The 21732-nt window shown below is 32.2% G+C and carries 23 protein-coding genes, 1 pseudogene and 1 other annotated feature; of the genes and pseudogenes, 22 read left to right on the top strand and 2 right to left on the bottom strand.

The window, feature by feature from the left end; genetic code table 11:
* The first annotated feature begins 9 nt into the window (after positions 1–9).
* The 15 genes from rplT (at position 10) to HMPREF2658_RS05715 (ending at position 13323) form a co-directional block, all read left to right on the top strand.
* Positions 10–366, top strand: coding sequence for a 50S ribosomal protein L20 (rplT, locus tag HMPREF2658_RS05790; RefSeq protein WP_001138360.1), 357 nt, complete (start codon positions 10–12; stop codon positions 364–366).
* Positions 367–507: 141 nt separating this feature from the next.
* The gene (locus HMPREF2658_RS05780; RefSeq protein ID WP_000032657.1) at positions 508–1116 is read left to right on the top strand and encodes an NUDIX domain-containing protein; all 609 of its coding nucleotides are present in this window, start codon (positions 508–510) and stop codon (positions 1114–1116) included.
* Between the two features lie 18 nt (positions 1117–1134).
* Complete coding sequence (locus HMPREF2658_RS05775) at positions 1135–2064, top strand: hypothetical protein (RefSeq protein ID WP_001280025.1); 930 nt, start codon at positions 1135–1137, stop codon at positions 2062–2064.
* Positions 2065–2068: 4 nt separating this feature from the next.
* The gene (locus HMPREF2658_RS05770) at positions 2069–2179 is read left to right on the top strand and encodes a hypothetical protein (RefSeq protein WP_001790560.1); all 111 of its coding nucleotides are present in this window, start codon (positions 2069–2071) and stop codon (positions 2177–2179) included.
* Positions 2180–2226: 47 nt separating this feature from the next.
* On the top strand, positions 2227–3528 hold the full coding sequence (tig, locus tag HMPREF2658_RS05765; RefSeq protein ID WP_000127572.1) for a trigger factor: 1302 nt from the start codon (positions 2227–2229) through the stop codon (positions 3526–3528).
* Positions 3529–3678: 150 nt separating this feature from the next.
* The gene (gene clpX, locus HMPREF2658_RS05760; RefSeq protein WP_000472293.1) at positions 3679–4941 is read left to right on the top strand and encodes an ATP-dependent Clp protease ATP-binding subunit ClpX; all 1263 of its coding nucleotides are present in this window, start codon (positions 3679–3681) and stop codon (positions 4939–4941) included.
* Between the two features lie 153 nt (positions 4942–5094).
* Positions 5095–5685, top strand: a complete 591-nt coding sequence (yihA, locus tag HMPREF2658_RS05755; RefSeq protein ID WP_000867697.1) for a ribosome biogenesis GTP-binding protein YihA/YsxC — start codon at positions 5095–5097, stop codon at positions 5683–5685.
* A 216-nt stretch (positions 5686–5901) separates the two neighbouring features.
* A complete protein-coding gene (gene hemA, locus HMPREF2658_RS05750; RefSeq protein ID WP_000545465.1) occupies positions 5902–7248 on the top strand; it encodes a glutamyl-tRNA reductase in 1347 nt (448 codons plus the stop codon).
* A gap of 21 nt (positions 7249–7269) precedes the next feature.
* Positions 7270–8085 (top strand): cytochrome c biogenesis protein, encoded by an 816-nt coding sequence (gene ccsA / locus HMPREF2658_RS05745; RefSeq protein ID WP_001157329.1) that lies wholly within the window; start codon positions 7270–7272, stop codon positions 8083–8085.
* Between the two features lie 41 nt (positions 8086–8126).
* Positions 8127–9053, top strand: coding sequence for a hydroxymethylbilane synthase (hemC, locus tag HMPREF2658_RS05740; RefSeq protein ID WP_001230218.1), 927 nt, complete (start codon positions 8127–8129; stop codon positions 9051–9053).
* Positions 9054–9074: 21 nt separating this feature from the next.
* On the top strand, positions 9075–9743 hold the full coding sequence (locus HMPREF2658_RS05735) for a uroporphyrinogen-III synthase (RefSeq protein WP_000805953.1): 669 nt from the start codon (positions 9075–9077) through the stop codon (positions 9741–9743).
* 2 nt (positions 9744–9745) lie between these two features.
* On the top strand, positions 9746–10720 hold the full coding sequence (gene hemB / locus HMPREF2658_RS05730) for a porphobilinogen synthase (RefSeq protein ID WP_000667131.1): 975 nt from the start codon (positions 9746–9748) through the stop codon (positions 10718–10720).
* Between the two features lie 47 nt (positions 10721–10767).
* Positions 10768–12054 (top strand): glutamate-1-semialdehyde 2,1-aminomutase, encoded by a 1287-nt coding sequence (hemL, locus tag HMPREF2658_RS05725; protein WP_001270861.1) that lies wholly within the window; start codon positions 10768–10770, stop codon positions 12052–12054.
* 60 nt (positions 12055–12114) lie between these two features.
* A complete protein-coding gene (locus HMPREF2658_RS05720; RefSeq protein WP_001788970.1) occupies positions 12115–12216 on the top strand; it encodes a hypothetical protein in 102 nt (33 codons plus the stop codon).
* 33 nt (positions 12217–12249) lie between these two features.
* Complete coding sequence (locus HMPREF2658_RS05715; RefSeq protein WP_000177988.1) at positions 12250–13323, top strand: AbrB family transcriptional regulator; 1074 nt, start codon at positions 12250–12252, stop codon at positions 13321–13323.
* Positions 13324–13545: 222 nt separating this feature from the next.
* On the opposite strand, the gene HMPREF2658_RS05710 is transcribed toward HMPREF2658_RS05715, so the two are convergent.
* Positions 13546–14106 carry a DNA-3-methyladenine glycosylase I gene (locus HMPREF2658_RS05710; protein WP_001001215.1) on the bottom strand — a complete coding sequence of 187 codons (561 nt, stop codon included), beginning with the start codon at positions 14104–14106 and terminating at the stop codon, positions 13546–13548.
* Positions 14107–14163: 57 nt separating this feature from the next.
* Positions 14164–14465, top strand: a binding site (T-box leader).
* 44 nt (positions 14466–14509) lie between these two features.
* On the opposite strand from HMPREF2658_RS05710, the gene HMPREF2658_RS05705 reads away from it, so the two are divergent.
* The 5 genes and pseudogenes from HMPREF2658_RS05705 to HMPREF2658_RS05680 all read left to right on the top strand — a co-directional run bounded on the left by HMPREF2658_RS05705 (position 14510) and on the right by HMPREF2658_RS05680 (position 20434).
* Entirely contained in the window at positions 14510–17140 is a 2631-nt protein-coding gene (locus HMPREF2658_RS05705) for a valine--tRNA ligase (RefSeq protein ID WP_054194570.1), read from the top strand.
* Positions 17141–17152: 12 nt separating this feature from the next.
* Complete coding sequence (locus tag HMPREF2658_RS05700; protein ID WP_001108332.1) at positions 17153–18424, top strand: bifunctional folylpolyglutamate synthase/dihydrofolate synthase; 1272 nt, start codon at positions 17153–17155, stop codon at positions 18422–18424.
* A gap of 267 nt (positions 18425–18691) precedes the next feature.
* Entirely contained in the window at positions 18692–19399 is a 708-nt protein-coding gene (locus HMPREF2658_RS05690; RefSeq protein WP_000261126.1) for a prepilin peptidase, read from the top strand.
* A pseudogene (gene radC, locus HMPREF2658_RS05685) lies at positions 19396–20082 on the top strand (DNA repair protein RadC). The gene HMPREF2658_RS05690 and the pseudogene radC overlap by 4 nt, the downstream one beginning before the upstream one ends.
* A 67-nt stretch (positions 20083–20149) precedes the next feature.
* Positions 20150–20434: a hypothetical protein gene (locus tag HMPREF2658_RS05680; protein ID WP_000171863.1), complete on the top strand. Its 285-nt coding sequence runs from the start codon at positions 20150–20152 to the stop codon at positions 20432–20434.
* A gap of 114 nt (positions 20435–20548) precedes the next feature.
* Here the strand turns inward: HMPREF2658_RS05680 and HMPREF2658_RS05675 are convergent, their stop codons facing one another.
* Positions 20549–20746 carry a hypothetical protein gene (locus HMPREF2658_RS05675; RefSeq protein ID WP_000025835.1) on the bottom strand — a complete coding sequence of 66 codons (198 nt, stop codon included), beginning with the start codon at positions 20744–20746 and terminating at the stop codon, positions 20549–20551.
* Between the two features lie 159 nt (positions 20747–20905).
* Between HMPREF2658_RS05675 and HMPREF2658_RS05670 the strand changes: the two genes are divergently transcribed.
* The gene (locus tag HMPREF2658_RS05670; protein ID WP_001236734.1) at positions 20906–21379 is read left to right on the top strand and encodes a DUF4930 family protein; all 474 of its coding nucleotides are present in this window, start codon (positions 20906–20908) and stop codon (positions 21377–21379) included.
* A gap of 73 nt (positions 21380–21452) precedes the next feature.
* Positions 21453–21572: a hypothetical protein gene (locus HMPREF2658_RS05665; protein ID WP_000840600.1), complete on the top strand. Its 120-nt coding sequence runs from the start codon at positions 21453–21455 to the stop codon at positions 21570–21572.
* Positions 21573–21732 lie beyond the last annotated feature (160 nt).

The following is a 21732-nucleotide window of genomic DNA, read 5'->3' as shown; positions in this document are numbered from 1 at the left end:
GAATTTTTTATGCCACGAGTTAAAGGTGGAACAGTAACAAGAGCGCGTCGTAAAAAAACGATTAAATTAGCTAAAGGTTACTTCGGTTCAAAACATACATTATACAAAGTAGCTAAGCAACAAGTAATGAAATCAGGTCAATACGCTTTCCGTGACCGTCGTCAACGTAAACGTGACTTCCGTAAATTATGGATTACACGTATCAACGCAGCAGCTCGTCAACATGAAATGAGCTACTCACGTTTAATGAACGGTTTGAAAAAAGCTGGTATCGACATTAACCGTAAAATGTTATCAGAAATTGCAATTTCTGACGAAAAAGCATTTGCTCAATTAGTAACTAAAGCTAAAGATGCTTTAAAATAATAACACTTATAAAAAAGAGATGGCATTGTCATCTCTTTTTTATTTATTAAATAGCAAAATGCCACATTTAATCGCTAAAATACGACATATTTGCTAAAATGCATTTAAGAGAACAAACATTAAAGTGAGGAGTTTTATACGATGTCTAAATTTGATGAACAAATCATTGTAGTACCTAGAGAAATTATTTTTAATAATGAAAAGAATACTTTCAATGGGTTTTTAAATAAGAATAAACCAGAAGGTCAAAATATTTTTGATGCGCTAAGTCAATATGAAGTTAAACGACGAGGCGATATGGAAGAGGATCCATCATATAAACAACTCATTTCTTATTGTTTACTTGAAAATGAGCATGGCGAGATATTAGTGTATGAACGATTATCTGGCGGTGGAGAAGCTCGATTGCATGGACAATCTTCAATAGGTGTAGGTGGTCATATGAATGATGTTCCAGGAGCAGAATCTATTAACGAAGTATTGAGAGTCAATGCACAGAGAGAATTAGAAGAAGAAGTAGGTTTAAGTGAGCAAGATTCACAAAATATGGAATATATCGGTTTTATTAATGATGATAATAACGAAGTGGGCAAGGTACATATTGGTGTTGTATTTAAAATCACTGTAAGTACAAATGATGTAGAAGCTAAAGAAACCGATACTTTACGAATAAAATGGGTTGAAAAAGGCAACATAGAGTCATATGATGATTTCGAGACGTGGAGCGCATTAATCCTTCAAGATTTATAATCAAACGAGGTGACATATATGTCAGATATTATTCAGTTTCCTAACTCTTCGAAAAAGTTATATAAAGATATAAAACGTGCTGAACAAGACCAAAATTATGAACTGATGTATGAATATATTGTACAATATGAACGTCAATTTGAACTCACTGAAGAAATAGCAATGATGAAATGCCGTATGTTATATGAGACGGGGTCATTTCTTGAATTAAGAGAAGAAACAATTGTCTTATTGAAAACTGGCATACAACAATATGATGCATTGATGATTTATTATGTGAAAAGTTTGATAGGATTGGGACAATATTTTGAAGCGGTAGAAGTAATTCATCAAATTATTGATGAAGTCAAAGATCACAAAACAAGAATGGCATTACATCCTCTTAAAGAATTTGCTAAGTCAAAATTAATTGAAGATGAAAAACGATTGACTCAGTCATTAACTGATTTTGATACGTTATCAATGAGGGAACAGACGCACTTGATTTTGAAGTTAATTGACAATGGTCATTTTCAATTTCAAGAAACGGTATTATATATATTAAAATCTAATACGTACAGTTATAACCTAATTAGTTTAATGATTGAGTATTTAAGGTTCGCAAATTGTACACAAGAACTGACAATTGAAAAGTATGGTATGGATGTAACTTTTGTACCAGCTAATTTAAAAGGGCTAGAACATACAATACTGAAAGAAAAAGTTATACCTAACGTTATGGAAACATTAAATGATGGTGCTTTACATATCGCTGAAGAAGCACACCATATTATGAATAATCACTCTATCATGATTTATCCAATTGATATTGAAACTTTGTTTGAAACGAATAAATGGATTAATGCATATGAATGCTATTTTAAAAATATGTTAGGGATTAAATGCGAATTACAAAGTATTGATGCATTTAATTTTATTCAGCAATTAGATTTGAATAATAATAGTTAAATTGTTGCAAAATAACACCCAGCATTTTAATATAGTTTTGACGAAAAAAGTTGATTTACAAATATATAAACGTTGTGATTTCAATGTTTGTATAGGGAATAGACCTATGATATAATAGGGAAGTTGAAAAAATAAATTAGTTAATCATGGAGGTATATATACATGACAGCAACTTGGGAAAAAAAGGAAGGTAACGAAGGTTTATTAACTGTTACTGTTCCTGCAGAAAAAGTAAACAAAGCGTTAGATCAAGCATTTAAAAAAGTGGTTAAACAAATTAACGTACCTGGATTCCGTAAAGGTAAAGTACCACGTCCAATTTTTGAACAACGCTTTGGTGTAGAAGCATTATATCAAGATGCTATCGACATTTTATTACCAGATGCTTATGGTGAAGCAATTGACGAAACTGATATTAAACCAGTTGCACAACCAGAAGTAAGTGTTACTCAAATTGAAAAAGGTAAAGATTTCATTTTTGAAGCAACAGTTACAGTTGAGCCAGAAGTTAAATTAGGAGACTATAAAGGTCTTGAAATTGAAAAACAAGAAACTGAATTATCTGATGATGAGTTACAAGAAGCAATTGACCACAGCTTAGGACATTTAGCTGAAATGGTAGTTAAAGAAGATGGTGTTGTTGAAAATGGCGACACAGTTAACATCGACTTTAGTGGTTCAGTTGACGGAGAAGAATTCGAAGGTGGACAAGCTGAAGGTTACGATTTAGAAATCGGTTCAGGTTCATTCATTCCTGGTTTCGAAGAGCAATTAGAAGGTATGAAAGTTGACGAAGAAAAAGATGTTGTCGTAACATTCCCAGAAGAATACCATGCTGAAGAATTAGCTGGTAAAGAAGCAACTTTCAAAACAAAAGTTAACGAAATTAAATTCAAGGAAGTTCCAGAATTAACAGATGAAATTGCTAATGAATTAGATGCAGAAGCAAATACAGTAGACGAGTACAAAGAAAACTTACGTAAACGTTTAGCTGAACAAAAAGCTACAGATGCAGAAAATGTTGAAAAAGAAGAAGCGATTACTAAAGCTACTGATAATACAACAATCGATATTCCTGAAGCAATGGTTAATACTGAATTAGATCGTATGGTGTCTGAATTTGCACAAAGAATTCAACAACAAGGTTTAGATTTACAAACGTACTTCCAAATCTCAGGTCAAGATGAATCTCAATTAAGAGAGCAAATGAAAGACGATGCAGAACAACGTGTTAAAACTAACTTAACTTTAACTGCGATCGCTGAAGCTGAAAAAATCGAAGCTACTGATGAAGATATCGATAAAGAATTAGAAAAAATGAGTAAACAATTTAATATCTCAGTTGAAGATATCAAAAATACTTTAGGTAATACTGATATCATTAAAAATGATGTTCGTATCCAAAAAGTTATCGATTTATTAAGAGATAACGCAAAGTTCGTTGAAGGAACTAAAGAAGATTAATCTTCATTAAATATTAAATTACAAAAATGAGTAGCAGATGCATAGCTTATGTATCTGCTACTATTCTTTAAGCAAAAAGTTTGTATGTTAATATGTTGCATTGTAATATCCAATCTAGTATAGTCTTTAACGAATAGGGGTGTAAAAAGAATGTTTAAATTCAATGAAGATGAAGAAAATTTGAAATGCTCTTTCTGCGGAAAAGACCAAGATCAAGTAAAAAAACTTGTAGCAGGAAGTGGTGTATATATTTGTAATGAGTGTATTGAATTATGCTCAGAAATCGTCGAAGAAGAATTAGCTCAAAACACTTCTGAAGCGATTACAGAATTACCTACTCCTAAAGAAATTATGGATCATTTAAACGAATATGTTATTGGTCAAGAAAAAGCTAAAAAATCTTTAGCTGTGGCTGTTTATAACCACTATAAGCGTATTCAACAATTAGGACCAAAAGAAGATGATGTTGAATTACAAAAAAGTAACATTGCCTTAATTGGGCCAACAGGTAGTGGTAAAACATTATTAGCTCAAACATTAGCCAAGACGTTGAATGTACCATTTGCAATTGCAGATGCGACAAGTTTAACTGAAGCTGGTTATGTAGGCGATGATGTTGAAAATATCTTGTTGAGATTAATTCAAGCAGCTGACTTTGACATTGATAAAGCCGAAAAAGGTATTATTTATGTAGATGAAATTGATAAAATTGCACGTAAATCTGAAAACACATCTATAACACGTGACGTTTCAGGTGAAGGTGTTCAACAAGCATTGCTTAAAATCTTAGAAGGTACAACTGCAAGTGTTCCACCACAAGGTGGACGCAAACATCCAAACCAAGAAATGATTCAAATTGATACAACAAATATCTTATTTATTCTTGGTGGTGCCTTTGATGGTATTGAAGAAGTGATTAAGCGCCGCCTTGGTGAAAAAGTTATTGGTTTCTCAAGCAATGAAGCTGATAAATATGATGAACAAGCATTATTAGCACAAATTCGCCCAGAAGATTTGCAAGCCTATGGTTTGATTCCTGAATTTATCGGACGTGTGCCAATTGTAGCTAATTTAGAAACATTAGATGTAACTGCGTTGAAAAACATCTTAACTCAACCTAAAAATGCACTTGTGAAACAATATACTAAAATGCTGGAATTAGATGATGTGGATTTAGAGTTCACTGAAGAAGCTTTATCAGCAATTAGTGAAAAAGCAATTGAAAGAAAAACAGGTGCGCGTGGTTTACGTTCAATCATAGAAGAATCGTTAATCGATATTATGTTTGATGTGCCTTCTAACGAAAATGTAACGAAGGTAGTTATTACAGCACAAACAATTAATGAAGAAACTGAACCAGAACTATACGACGCAGAAGGTAATTTAATTAATAATAGTAAAACATCAGCTTAATCATTGATGTGTTATAAAAGTGAAAAGCTCCAATCAAAGTTGACGCTCAAATAGTTTAACTTTGATCGGAGCTTTTTTATAATGTATACCGAAAGGTTCAAATATTATATAATGGTAAAGTTGAAAGAGAATATAAAAAAGTGAGGATATAAAATGAAAGTTAATCCTAATAATATAGAATTAATCATTAGTGCAGTAAAGGAAGAACAATATCCAGAAACAGAATTGTCTGAAGTTGCACTGAGCGGTCGATCTAATGTAGGTAAGTCTACATTTATCAATAGTATGATTGGCAGAAAAAATATGGCACGTACATCACAGCAACCCGGCAAAACGCAAACGTTAAATTTTTATAATATAGATGAACAACTTATTTTTGTGGATGTTCCAGGATATGGATATGCTAAAGTAAGTAAAACACAACGTGAAAAATTTGGGAAAATGATTGAGGAATATATAACTAAGAGAGAGAATTTGCAATTAGTTATTCAATTAGTTGATTTAAGACATGATCCAACACAAGATGATATCTTAATGTACAATTATTTGAAACATTTTGATATTCCTACTTTAGTTATATGCACTAAAGAAGACAAAATTCCAAAAGGTAAAGTTCAAAAGCATATTAAAAATATTAAGACACAATTAGATATGGATCCAGACGATACAATTGTAAGTTATTCATCAATTCAAAATAATAAACAACAACAAATATGGAATTTAATTGAACCGTATATTTCATAATCTTTGTACGACAAAACTTATACAAAAATTTTAAAAATAATGTAAGCACGAAACTTTTAATTAGTACACAATTGATAACATTTTTCAACGTTCATCATTTTGTCAAAAACTCAAAAGCAAATTAGAAAGATTCTAATTTATTTAAGCATCGTACTTAATTGGATTTTAAATTATGTTATAATATTTGTATTGTTAGTATATATGGGGGCGTTTCAAATGCATTTTATTGCAATTAGTATAAATCATCGCACAGCTGATGTAGCACTAAGAGAGCAAGTTGCTTTTAGAGATGATGCCTTACGAATTGCCCATGAAGATTTATATGAAACTAAATCTATTTTAGAAAATGTCATATTATCAACATGTAATCGAACAGAAGTATACGCTGTTGTTGATCAAATTCATACAGGTCGCTATTATGTCCAACGATTTTTAGCTCGTGCATTTGGATTTGAAGTAGATGATATTAAAGCAATGTCGGAAGTAAAAGTGGGGGACGAAGCAGTAGAACATTTATTGCGAGTCACTTCTGGCTTAGATTCGATTGTACTTGGAGAAACACAAATTTTAGGTCAAATAAGAGATGCATTTTTCTTAGCGCAAAATACAGGTACAACAGGAACTATATTTAATCATCTATTTAAACAGGCAATTACTTTTGCAAAAAGAGCGCATAATGAAACAGATATAGCTGATAATGCTGTAAGTGTGTCTTATGCTGCGGTCGAGTTGGCGAAAAAAGTATTTGGCAAATTGAAAAGTAAGCAAGCTATCATTATTGGTGCAGGGGAAATGAGTGAATTATCACTATTAAATCTTCTTGGTTCTGGAATTACTGATATTACAGTAGTAAATAGAACAATTGAAAATGCTATGAAATTAGCAGCAAAGCATCAAGTGAAATATGATGAACTATCATCATTACCAAATTTACTTGAAAGTGCAGATATTGTGATTAGTTCAACGAGTGCACAATCTTATATCATTACAAATGAAATGATAGAAAGAATTGCAGAAAATAGAAAGCAAGATTCACTAGTATTGATTGATATTGCAGTTCCTCGAGATATTGAACCTGGTATTAGTGCCATCACAAACATCTTTAATTATGATGTTGATGACTTAAAAGGTTTAGTTGATGCAAACTTACGTGAGCGACAATTAGCGGCTGCAACAATTTCGGAACAAATTCCTGCAGAAATATATGCACATAATGAGTGGATTAGTATGTTGGGTGTTGTTCCAGTGATTAGAGCTTTACGTGAAAAAGCTATGGCAATTCAAGCAGAAACGATGGACAGTATTGATCGTAAATTGCCAGGGTTAAGCGAAAGAGAACGTAAAATTATATCTAAACATACAAAAAGTATCATCAATCAAATGTTGAAAGATCCTATTAAACAGGCCAAAGAATTAAGTAGTGATAAGAAAAGTAATGAAAAATTAGAGCTGTTTCAAAATATATTTGATATCGAAGCTGAATGTCCTCATGAGCAAGCGAAGCAACAAAAAGAAAGCAAGGTCAAGGAAATTTCAGCGCGACGTATCTTCAGTTTTGAATAAGCATATTAATATGGTGATAATATGCAAGAAAACCTGTTTATTCGATTCAATGAAATTATATTATTAATATACTTAATCAGTATCATTTGCTATTTTTATGATTTTGTCCAAAAAAGTCATAAGATTAGAAGTTTAGGCATATATTTATTGGGGATTGTTTGGGTTTTACAAACAATCTCTTTATCTATTTTTATTATACAAACTAGACATATTCCATTAGGGTCTATTTCAGATGTATTCTATACTTTAAGTTGGCTGATTATTTCAATCTCTTTAATTCTTAACCTTATCAAAGTTTTGAATTTCTCTGTATTTTTCTTGAATTTAATAGGGCTAACACTTTTAGGGATGAATACATTTCAACCGACACATTATACTAATAAGGTTCAGAAAATTGCAGTTGTAGACGAGTTACTGTTAGTCCATATCGGTCTAGCTGTGTTGAGTTATGTCTTCTTTGCCTTAGCTTTTGTCAATGCATTACTGTATATCATGCAATACCGTAATTTGAAGGAAAAGCGTTTTGATCAAAAATACTTTAGAATAGGTAGCGTTGCTACACTTGAATCAATTGTGTTTTACTCAACGTTAAGTGGGTGGATAATTCTCATATTTAGTATTATTTTAGGTACACAGTGGGGTGTAATTTCAGTTGGTGAACGTATATTCATTGACCCGAAGGTAATACTCTCTTCAATTATTACAGTATTATATGGAAGTTATATTTTACTTAGAATCAACAAATGGTTGAATTCAAGGTATTTAATATACTATAACATTATTTTATTTTGCTTAAATATGATTAATTTATTTTTTGCAACACATTTTGTGAATTGAGAAAATAATCTAGAGCAATCCGTTCCTAGGAGGAATTGAACATGCGTAAATTAGTCGTTGGCTCCAGAAGAAGTAAATTAGCTTTAACACAAAGCCAGCAATTTATTGATAAATTAAAAGCTGTCGAGCCAAATCTAGAAATTGAAATTAAAGAAATTGTCACGAAAGGCGATCGTATAGTAGATAAACAATTGTCTAAAGTTGGAGGCAAAGGCTTATTTGTTAAAGAAATACAACATGAACTTTTTGAAAAAAATATCGATATGGCAATACACTCGCTTAAAGACGTACCAAGTGTAATTCCGGAAGGTTTAACTTTAGGTTGTATCCCTGATAGAGAATTACCTTTTGATGCGTATATTTCTAAAACACATACACCATTATCCGAATTGCCAGAAGGTAGCATTATTGGTACTAGTTCATTACGTCGTGGTGCACAAATATTATCTAAGTATCCTAATTTAGAGATTAAATGGATTAGAGGTAATATAGATACACGATTAGAAAAGTTACAAACTGAAGATTATGATGCAATTATTTTGGCTGCAGCTGGTTTAAGACGAATGGGCTGGTCAGATGATATCGTAACGTCTTATCTTGATAGAGATACATTATTACCTGCAATCGGACAAGGTGCTTTAGGGATAGAATGTCGTAGTGACGATGAAGAACTATTAACATTATTAAGCAAAGTACATAATGATGAGGTTGCAAAATGTGTAACTGCTGAACGAACGTTTTTAGCAGAAATGGATGGTAGTTGTCAGGTGCCAATCGCAGGATATGCTACAATTTCAGATCAAAAAGAAATCGAATTTACAGGTTTAATTATGACTCCAGATGGTAAAGAACGATTTGAATATACAATGAACGGAACAGATCCGGTTGAGTTAGGTAAAAAAGTGAGTAACAAATTAAAAGAGCAAGGTGCTTATGAAATTATAAAACGCTTAAATGAACAACATTAAATAATGGAGTGACGTTTAAATATGAAGCCAGTTGTAGTTATGACACAAACAAATGACATGCAAAGTGATTTAGTATCAATTATTCACAAACCTTTTATTGATATAAAGCCACTAAATTTTGATATTCATTTGTTAAATCAACGCTATGACTGGCTTATTTTTTCATCTAAAAATGCTGTGAAATTCTTTTATAAATATCTAAAAGGAATTAATGTTGATAACATTGCTGTGATAGGAAGTAAGACAGCGCAATATTGTGAATCACTTGGCATTCGAGTTGATTTTATGCCAAACGACTTTTCTCAAGAAGGATTTTTAAAATCATTTAATCAAACTAACCAAAAAATACTTTTGCCTTCGAGTGAATTGGCGAGACCATTGTTATCAGCATCGTTATCTAAAGATAATGAAGTTGTTAAAATAGATTTATATACTTCAGTGCCTAACAAACAAAATATACAAGATGTTAAAGAAATGATAGAACATCAACAAATCGATGCATTAACATTTTCAAGTTCGTCGGCAGTACGTTATTATTTTAATGAAGGATTTGTACCAAAATTCAAGTCGTATTTTGCTATTGGAGAACAAACAGCACGGACCATTAAATCATATCAACAACCAGTAACAATTGCAGAAATTCAAACACTCGAATCACTAATTGAAAAGATTTTAGAAAGTAGGGGCTAAAAATGAAATTTGATAGACATAGAAGATTGAGATCATCAGCGACAATGAGAGATATGGTTAGAGAGAATCATGTAAGAAAAGAAGATTTAATATATCCAATTTTTGTAGTTGAAAAAGACGATGTGAAAAAAGAAATTAAGTCATTGCCAGGTGTATACCAAATCAGTTTGAATTTACTTGAAAGTGAATTAAAAGAAGCTTATGACCTAGGCATACGTGCCATTATGTTTTTCGGTGTTCCAAACTCAAAAGATGATATAGGTACTGGTGCATACATTCACGATGGTGTTATTCAACAAGCGACACGCATCGCCAAAAAAATGTATGATGACTTATTAATTGTTGCAGACACTTGTTTATGTGAATATACTGATCATGGTCATTGTGGTGTGATTGATGACCATACACATGACGTTGACAATGATAAATCATTGCCACTACTTGTTAAAACAGCAATTTCACAAGTGGAAGCTGGTGCTGATATTATTGCACCAAGTAATATGATGGATGGTTTTGTTGTTGAAATTCGTCGTGGATTAGATGAAGCAGGCTATTACAATATTCCTATAATGAGTTATGGTGTCAAGTATGCATCAAGTTTCTTTGGACCTTTTAGAGATGCAGCAGATTCAGCGCCATCATTTGGTGATAGAAAAACGTATCAGATGGATCCTGCTAACCGTTTGGAAGCACTTCGTGAATTAGAAAGTGATCTTAAAGAAGGGTGCGACATGATGATTGTTAAACCTGCTCTAAGTTATTTAGACATAGTTCGAGACGTTAAAAATCATACGAATGTTCCAGTTGTTGCATATAATGTGAGTGGAGAATATAGTATGACTAAAGCGGCAGCACAAAATGGTTGGATAGATGAAGAACGTGTCGTTATGGAACAAATGGTTTCAATGAAACGTGCAGGTGCTGATATGATTATTACGTATTTTGCAAAAGACATTTGTCGCTATTTAGATAAATAAGGTTTTATATGTATGATTTTCCATAAACTGTAGGAGGAATTTACTTTATGAGATATACGAAGTCAGAAGAAGCAATGAAGGTTGCTGAAACTTTAATGCCTGGTGGTGTAAATAGTCCAGTACGCGCATTTAAATCAGTAGATACACCAGCAATTTTTATGGATCACGGTAAAGGCTCAAAAATTTATGATATCGATGGTAACGAGTATATCGATTATGTACTAAGTTGGGGGCCGCTTATTTTAGGACATAGAGACCCTCAAGTTATTAGTCATTTACATGAAGCAATTGATAAAGGTACAAGTTTCGGTGCATCAACATTACTTGAAAATAAATTGGCGCAGCTCGTTATTGACCGAGTACCTTCAATTGAAAAAGTGCGTATGGTGTCATCTGGTACAGAAGCTACATTGGATACTTTAAGATTAGCACGTGGTTATACTGGTAGAAATAAAATTGTGAAATTTGAAGGTTGCTATCATGGTCATAGTGATTCGTTATTAATCAAAGCTGGTTCTGGGGTGGCAACATTAGGATTGCCGGATTCTCCAGGTGTGCCTGAAGGTATTGCTAAAAATACAATTACAGTTCCATACAATGATTTAGATGCACTTAAAATCGCTTTCGAAAAATTTGGAGACGATATTGCTGGTGTAATCGTAGAACCTGTTGCTGGTAATATGGGTGTCGTACCGCCGATTGAAGGTTTTTTACAGGGATTAAGAGATATTACGACTGAATACGGGGCATTGCTAATTTTCGATGAAGTAATGACTGGTTTCAGAGTCGGTTATCATTGTGCGCAAGGTCACTTTGGTGTGACACCAGATTTAACTTGCTTAGGAAAAGTTATCGGTGGAGGACTACCTGTAGGTGCTTTTGGTGGTAAAAAAGAAATCATGGATCATATAGCACCATTAGGAAATATTTATCAAGCGGGTACATTATCAGGAAATCCTCTTGCAATGACAAGTGGTTATGAAACGTTAAGTCAATTAACGCCAGAGACATATGAGTATTTTAATATGTTAGGCGATATACTTGAAGACGGTTTGAAGCGTGTATTTGCTAAACACAATGTACCAATAACTGTAAATAGAGCAGGTTCAATGATTGGTTATTTCTTAAATGAAGGACCTGTAACTAATTTTGAACAAGCGAATAAAAGTGATTTGAAATTATTTGCAGAAATGTATCGTGAAATGGCAAAAGAAGGTGTGTTTTTACCACCATCTCAATTTGAAGGTACATTCTTATCTACGGCACACACGAAAGAAGATATTGAAAAAACGATTCAAGCATTTGATACGGCTTTAAGTCGTATTGTAAAATAAATATACGGACAAATTGAGAGCCTGAACTTTGTTCAGGCTCTTTTTAAATGTATATCAGGCATGGGCGGCGACTTGATAGTGAAAGTCCATATATGCTTTGTAGTCAAAACTGCTAGCGGATATTGTTATCTTAACAAACGTGAAGCTCAAGCAGCAATTTAGTCATTTTATTTTTTATTGAAAGAAGTGGAAAACATGACAATGATATATAGAAATAATTTCATTGTGTTCGTTTTATCATTTTTTATTAGTATTATATTGTATTCATCGCACGTATTACTCCCATTTATGTTTGGTCCTATTATCGCAGCAATCATTTGTGTAAAAGTTTTAAAACTTGATATTAAATGGCCATTCTTACTTAGTGAATTAGGGATTGTACTATTAGGTGTGCAAATCGGATCAACGTTTACGAAAAATGTCGTTATGGATATTAAAGACAATTGGCTTTCGATTATTGTTGTATCTATTTCGATATTATTAATTGCATTAGTAATGGCATTTATTTTCAAAAAAATTGCACGTATTAATACAGAAACAGCTATTTTAAGTGTTATACCAGGAGCACTAACACAAATGCTGGTCATGGCTGAACAAGACAAACGTGCTAATTTGTTAGTAGTTAGCTTAACGCAAACATCACGAATTATATTTGTTGTTGTTTTAGTACCGTTCATTTCATATTTTTTTCATGATGGTAACATGCATGCGAATGGTAAGTTAACAAAAGTCTTGCCTTTATCACAAGTATTAAACATAGGGCAAATAGTTATTTTAGCGATAGCTATCTTTATAGTTTATCTAATTATGTCTAAAATAAAGTTTCCAACATTTCAATTATTAGCACCACTCATTGTATTAATTGTTTGGAATTTTTCTACAGGTTTAACATTTACACTAGATCATTGGTTGTTGAACATGGCACAACTAATATATATGATTAGAATTGGAGTTCAAATTGCGCATTTATTGTCAGATTTAAAAGGTAGACTAGCAATCGCAATTACAATTCAAAATATTATGTTAATAATTGGTGCGCTAATCATGGTTTATGTCATACATTTCTTTGATAATAATCCTATTAATGAATTGTTTCTTGGTGCAGCACCAGGAGGGGTTAATCAGATAGTTTTAGTTGCATTAGCTACTGGTGCCGATGTTGCTATGATTACGAGTTATCATATTTTCCGAATCTTTTTCATCCTATTTATTATTGCACCAGGAATTAATTACTTTTTAAAATATCGTTCGAATAAGCGTGAAGATTAGAAACTATCATCCATTTAAGTTAAATTATGCTTAGGATAGAATTCATTATTAAGGTTTAAGCAAAGGTTGCTCATCTATTTTTAGATTAAGATATCTAATATTAGCAGTGCATTAACATGGAACTTTAACTTGTGATTTGAATAAATTTCTACATTAAAAAACGAGACAGTCTATTAGTTAAAAATAGATGATGTCTCGTTTACTTTATGATGCTATAGCAAATTAATTGTGTTTAGGCTTTGATGGGCAATCTTTTAAATGTGCATCATATAAACCGGCTGCTTCTAAAAACGAAAATACTGTTACTGGACCTAAAAATTTAAACCCGTATTGTTTTAAATCTTTTGATAGTTGTGTTGCAGTATCATCAACTGTGATACGATCAGAAGCATGTTCATACTGTAAATCTTTAGGCTTACCATTTACATAAGACCATAAAAATTTACTAAAACTACCATATTCTTGTTCAATTTTTAAATACCCTTGAGCTTGAATAACAATTGCTTCTAATTTTTTACGGTGATGAACGATATTTGGAAAAGTCATTAAGCGGTCGATATCTTGGGCGGTCATTTGTGCTACCTTTTCTGGTTCGAAATCATAAAATGCTTCTTCATAGGCTTCTTTCTTTTTTAAAATAGTTAACCAAGATAGCCCAGCATGTTGTGATTCTAATGCTAAAAGTTTAAACAATGCCTTGCTATCATAGAGCGGTTGTCCCCAAACATGATCATGATAGTCTATGTAGACTGGATCTTTAGTTCCAAATGCGCATTCATTCATTTTATTCCCACCTATACATTGACTTATTTTGTCAATCATTATACTATAAGTTAAGAGTTTAATATAGGATTTGGGAAGAGTAAGTTCAAATTATTTTAAAGAGAGCATATGATTTGGTGTGAGTATGTAAATGATTTTTACTGAAGGTAGCCCACAGAGTATCTTAGCTGAACGTGATTAATAGTAGGCTAAGACGTGTTTGAGCGTTAATCATAATCTAGAGTGCTTGAAGAGATGAAGCATTTCAAATTTCACGATGATAGTATTGGTATGATTATTCCAATCATGTTAAAAGAGTGAATTTGATATTAATCATCCTTCTTGAATATAGGTGGTACCACGGAATATCCGTCCTATTTGTATATAGGATGGATATTTTTTATTTTTTTAGGAGGTATAGCAAATGGAAATGAAACCAAAATATGATCCTCGTGAAGTTGAAGCGGGACGTTATGAAGAATGGGTAAAGAATGGTTATTTTAAACCGTCAGAAGATAAATCAAAAGAAACATATACAATTGTTATCCCGCCACCAAATGTAACTGGTAAATTACATTTAGGACATGCATGGGATACAACTTTACAAGATATCATTACACGTATGAAACGTATGCAAGGATACGATACGTTATACTTACCAGGTATGGATCATGCTGGTATCGCGACACAGGCAAAGGTAGAAGCTAAATTAAATGAACAAGGAATAACTAGATATGATCTTGGTCGTGAAAAGTTTTTAGAACAGGCATGGGATTGGAAAGAAGAGTATGCGTCATTTATTCGTGCGCAATGGGCTAAATTAGGTCTAGGTTTAGATTATAGTAGAGAACGTTTTACTTTAGATGAAGGTTTAAGTAAAGCAGTTAAAAAAGTTTTTGTTGATTTATACAATAAAGGAATTATTTATCGTGGCGAACGTATTATAAATTGGGATCCTAAAGCACGTACAGCTTTATCTGATATTGAAGTAATACATGAAGATGTTCAAGGTGCGTTTTATCATTTTAAATATCCTTACGCTGATGGTGAAGGTTTTATTGAAATTGCAACAACAAGACCAGAAACGATGTTAGGTGATACAGCGATTGTTGTTAACCCTAATGACGAACGATACAAAGATGTAATCGGTAAAACTGTTATATTACCAATCGTAGGACGCGAACTGCCTATTTTAGCAGATGAGTATGTTGATATAGACTTCGGTTCTGGTGCTATGAAAGTGACACCAGCACATGACCCTAATGATTTTGAAATTGGTCAAAGACATCAATTAGAAAATATTATCGTTATGGATGAAAATGGTAAAATGAACAACAAAGCTGGAAAATACGAAGGTATGGACCGCTTTGATTGTCGTAAACAGCTAGTTGAAGATTTAAAAGAACAAGATTTAGTTATCAAGATTGAAGATCATGTTCATTCTGTAGGTCATTCAGAACGATCTGGCGCTGTTGTTGAGCCATATTTATCAACGCAATGGTTTGTGCGCATGGAAGACTTAGCGAAACGTTCATTAGATAATCAAAAAACAGATGATCGTATTGATTTTTATCCGCAACGTTTCGAACATACATTTAACCAATGGATGGAAAATATTAGAGATTGGACGATTTCAAGACAATTATGGTGGGGTCATCAAATTCCGGCTTGGTATCATAAAGAAACAGGCGAAATATATGTTGGAGAAGAAGCGCCAACTGATATTGAAAATTGGCAACAAGATGAAGATGTATTAGATACGTGGTTCTCAAGTGCTTTATGGCCTTTCTCTACGTTAGGTTGGCCTGATTTAGAAAGCGAAGACTTTAAACGATACTACCCAACAAATGCCTTAGTTACAGGTTACGATATTATCTTTTTCTGGGTAGCACGCATGATATTCCAAGGCTTAGAATTTACAGATCGTCGTCCATTTAATGATGTGTTATTACACGGCTTAGTTCGTGCTGAAGACGGGCGTAAGATGAGTAAATCATTAGGTAATGGTGTGGATCCAATGGATGTTATTGACGAATACGGTGCTGATAGCTTGCGTTACTTCTTAGCAACGGGTTCATCTCCAGGACATGATTTAAGATACTCAACTGAAAAGGTTGAGTCAGTGTGGAACTTTATCAATAAAATCTGGAATGGGGCACGTTTCAGTTTAATGAATATCGGTGAAGACTTTAAAGTTGAAGATATCGATTTAAGTGGTAACTTATCATTAGCAGATAAATGGATTCTAACACGTTTAAATGAAACGATTGCAACAGTTACTGATCTAAGTGACAAATATGAATTCGGTGAAGTTGGACGAGCATTATATAATTTCATTTGGGATGATTTCTGTGATTGGTACATTGAAATGAGTAAAATTCCAATGAATGGTAATGATGAAGAACAAAAACAAGTTACACGTTCAGTATTGAGTTATACTTTAGACAATATTATGAGAATGCTACATCCATTCATGCCATTTGTAACAGAGAAAATATGGCAAAGTTTACCACATGAAGGTGACACAATTGTTAAAGCTTCATGGCCAGTAGTGCGTGAATCATTGATTTTTGAAGAAAGTAAACAAACAATGCAACAACTTGTTGAAATCATTAAATCTGTAAGACAATCACGTGTAGAAGTAAATACGCCATTGTCTAAAGAAATACCTATTTTAATTCAAGCTAAAGATAAAGAAATTGAAACAACTTTATCACAAAACAAAGATTATTTAATCAAATTCTGTAATACTAGTACATTAAATATTAGCACTGACGTGGAAATTCCTGAGAAAGCAATGACATCAGTTGTAATTGCAGGTAAAGTGGTATTACCATTAGAAGGGCTAATTGATATGGATAAGGAAATCAGCCGTTTGGAAAAAGAATTAGCTAAACTTCAAAGCGAATTAGATAGAGTAGATAAAAAGCTCTCTAATGAAAACTTTGTAAGTAAAGCACCTGAAAAGGTTATAAATGAAGAAAAACGTAAAAAACAAGATTATCAAGAAAAATATGATGGTGTGAAGGCAAGAATTGAACAATTAAAAGCATAGGAGTTAGTAACAATGAATTACCTAGAGAGCTTGTATTGGATACACGAAAGAACTAAATTTGGCATCAAACCAGGTGTTAAACGTATGGAATGGATGCTAGCAAAATTTAATAATCCTCAAAATAACATTAAGGGTATTCATGTAGGTGGCACAAATGGTAAAGGGTCTACAGTTGCTTACCTTAGAACAGCTTTAGTTGAAAATGGTTATGAAGTAGGTACATTTACGTCGCCGTTTATTGAGACATTTAATGAACGAATTAGTCTAAATGGTGTGCCAATATCAAATGACGCTATTGTAGAATTAGTATCACGTATTAAACCAGTAAGTGAAATGATGGAACGTGAAACAGATTTAGGTGTTGCAACTGAATTCGAAATAATCACAGCGATGATGTTTTTATATTTTGGTGAAATACATCCTGTTGATTTTGTCATTGTTGAGGCTGGATTGGGTATAAAGAACGATTCGACAAATGTCTTTACACCGATTTTATCAATCTTAACTAGTATCGGACTAGACCATACAGATATTTTAGGTGGTACTTATCTAGATATTGCTAGGGATAAAGGCGCGATTATAAAGCCTAACGTTCCAGTGATATATGCTGTTAAAAATGACGATGCATTAAAGTATGTTCGTGAACGCGCAATTGAACAACATGCAAAGCCAATTGAATTAGATAGAGAAATTGTTGTTGTATCGCAAAGTGATGAATTTACTTACCGTTATAAAGATTATGAATTAGAAACAATCATTTTAAGTATGTTAGGTGAACATCAGAAACAAAATGCTGCATTAGCCATAACAGCTCTTATTGAATTAAATGAACAAGGATTAATTGAATTAGATTTCAATAAGATGATAGACGGTATTGAATCAGTTCGTTGGACTGGACGTATTGAGCAGGTGCATGACAAACCTTTAATCATTTTGGATGGCGCACATAATTCAGAGAGTATAGATGCTCTAATTGATACAATTAAACAGTACCATGATAAAGAAAAAGTAGATATTTTGTTCTCAGCAATAAACGGAAAACCGATTAACGAGATGGTCAAACATTTAAGTTTAATTGCGCATACGTTTTATGCAACTGAATTTGATTTTCCGAAAGCGTTACGTAAAGAAGAAATTGTAGGTAGTATTGAAAATGACGATATACAATTAGTAGATGACTACGTAGAATTTATAAAAAATTATCAAGGTGATACATTAGTAATTACCGGTAGTCTGTACTTCATAAGTGAAGTTAAATCAAAATTAGACTTTGAATCATTATAAAACTAAAACTAAAATAGCCATGAAGAATCTATTTAATCAATAGGTAGCTTCATGGTTATTTTTTATGCTCTAAATCGTATGTGTTTATAAGGTTTAATTTCTTTCCATTATTAAATTTGCCGAGCAGTAATGGGCTGTTAAAGTATCCATCAATTATGCTTAGTAATATTGAAAAATTTAAATGAAAAAGAGGTTCAATATTTGGAAAATAGTGTATATTTATATTTTGGTAATAAGTAACTATAATTTACATAAGGAGGTTGTCATTTGGTAGTATTGTTATCTTATAGTTGCAGTTGTATTTTTAGTTTTCTATATCAATTTATATCTATTGAAGAAACGTCATTTAATTATTTACATAGAAGATCGAAATGTGATTATTGTAATTCATCACTCAAATGGTATGAATTAATGCCGATTATTAGTTTTTTATTATTAAAGGGGCGATGTCGAAACTGTCATAAGCGTATTTCGCTAACACATTTCTTTTGGGAAACCTTTGCTTTAATACCTATCGTCTTTATTATGTATGATTTCACATACGTAAATGCTACGCTATTTATAACTACATATGTTTTTCTGCTTATTTTTACTATGACCGATATCACTTCTTTAATGTTAGATTGTCGCTTAATTATAATTTATTGTATCGTTTCTCTTTCGTTAAGTATTATTTATCCAGTAGCTTTTATCATTATTAGTATGACCACGCATATATTCTACTTTTTATTTCGGGCATATATTGGTTATGGTGACGTTTTACTAATATCTGCACTTTCTTTGTTTTTCCCTCTTCAATTCACTATTTATGTCATTTTATTTACATTTGTCATTGCTGGTTTAGTTGCTTTAATTACCATGATATTTAAGCCGATTAAACTATTACCCCTTGTTCCATTTATATTTATTTCCTTTTTTATCAATTCACTTTTTTATAATGATATCCATCAATTTTTAGGAGGCGTATATTTTTGAAAATTAAAGAAATGGTAACTTCAGAAATGCCAAGAGAACGTTTGTTAAGCCATGGTGCAAAAAGTCTTTCGAATACAGAATTATTAGCTATATTAATTAACACCGGAAGAAAAGGATTCTCGAGTATTGACATTAGTAATGAACTGCTTAAATCTGCTTCGAATCTGAATGAATTGAAAAAATCTTCAATTAACGATTTGATACAAGTTAAAGGGATTGGATTACAAAAAGCAATTACATTAAAAGCAGCATTTGAGTTAGGGGAAAGGATGGGGAGAAGAGCTGAAAATAATCGTATAAAAATAACGCAACCAAGTGATGTTGCTGATTATATGATTCCAACAATGAAAGATTTAACACAAGAACATTTTGTCATTTTATTGTTAAATTAAAAAAATGTAGTGATTAAAGAAACCTGTGTTTTTAAAGGTACATTAAATAGTTCGATTGTACATCCACGTGAAATTTTTAGTATTGCAGTGAGAGAAAATGCCAATGCAATCATCGCAGTTCATAATCATCCATCCGGTGATGTAACGCCATCACAAGAAGATATCATAACAACAATAAGATTGAAGGAGTGTGGTTTGATTTTAGGGATAGATTTATTGGATCATATTATAATCGGTGATAATAGATTTACCAGTCTTGTAGAAGCGGGTTACTTTGATGAAAATGATTGAAGTTGATAGAATTAATGACGTATCTTGTGTATAATACCTACGAAGTACTTTCATTGGAGGAAAAATAGTGACTCTATTTATTATTATCGGGGTTCTCGTGCCAATGGTTTATACCATGCAGTTAAATATTAAAAATGAACCTGTAACAAAGCGCAATCTATTAATAACATTAGCTTTATCTACGGTAGGTATTTTAGTAACGGCGTTAGCAGGTGTGATTGTTACGAAACAAGCTTTTCCTTTATTAAGTGTAGCAATAGGCTCAATTTTTACTGGAATCGTTTGGGGCCTTTTACTAAGTGGTAGCTACGCGCTGATACGATTTTTATCTAACGCATTTGGGCGTAAGTAATAGTAATCTGTTCATCAAGTAGTATACGTGCTTGAAAACTAATTAAACTCCTAATGTGGAACTAGTTAAAAATTCTAAACTAGTACATTAGGAGTTTTGTTATGCAGAATAAATTTAATTGTTAAATTGAAAGTGTGGTAAAAATCCACTATTTATTTGAAAAAAATCGAGCAACCAAATTAAACCTTGATATCCTAAGTAAATACATAATAAAACAAGTCCGACATAAATTAAAAATCGCAAAATAGAAAGTCCAACTCTAAAAAGGAGGATGACTAATAGTGCTATTAAAATAATTGTTAGTATACTCAATGCTACAAACCTCCTCATACGCTTTTAAATCATAACAAAATTATAAGCCATTTTAAATGAACGTGCATCAGTCCTAAGATATATCATGATTAAGGCTGAAGACTGAGGAAAATATACATAATAAAATATATAATTAGATGAAGACATTGGAGGCGAACTATGAGATTGATATTTAGTATGATTAAAAACATTATAGCAGTAATAGCAATTGTGATAATTGTTTATATCGCCTTGAAATACGCACCTTTTTTAAAAGAACAAGATTGGAATCCTGTAAATCACGATAATGATCAAATGAATCAAGTTACGCAACCCACTAATGATGCCCAACATGTTTATGTAAGTGGTGAGAAATATTCATTAAAAGAAAATGATTTAATAAAGAATGTACCATTAAGCCAAATTAAAAATGTATTTAAAATGATAGATAAACAAGAGTTTATGGCTGTGTCTGGAATGAATCGCATGGCTTATAATGATCAATATATTATAGGTCAAAGAGGAGACGAATTTATTCTTTATAAATTTGGAGATGAGTCAATGCGTGTCTACAATACTGAATTTGAAATGCAACAAGACTTAAATGAATTAGGGCAAAATTTACAACTAAAACCTGAAAATGCTTATCAATAGGAATTTATTGCATAAGAAATATATTTTAGTTATCCTGTCACTAGAATAAATTTAAAAGGTTGGTGTAGTTCAAATGGCAGAACAATCAAAACAGAAACAAGCTAATGAACAACAAAAGGCCCAGAACTTATTCGCACGTTGGAAACAACTTCAGAATTCGAACAGTGAATCCTCGAACGATACAAACAGATAATTTTAAAATTTAAATCGATTATTTAAACTACTAGTGACTGGAATGTTTGCTAGTAGTTTTTTGTTTTTAAAATGCTACAATTTTTTTACGGAGTTGTTCATTTTCAAAGTAATTCGTAGTTAGTGCTTTATTTCATAATGGGAGTAATATAAAATAGAAA

It is taken from the genome of Staphylococcus sp. HMSC062H10, assembly GCF_001836945.1.
In the GTDB taxonomy this organism is placed as follows: Bacteria; Bacillota; Bacilli; order Staphylococcales; family Staphylococcaceae; genus Staphylococcus; species Staphylococcus aureus.
Note: the sequence above shows the minus strand (reverse complement) of the source record. Positions and strands in the feature narration are given on the sequence as shown.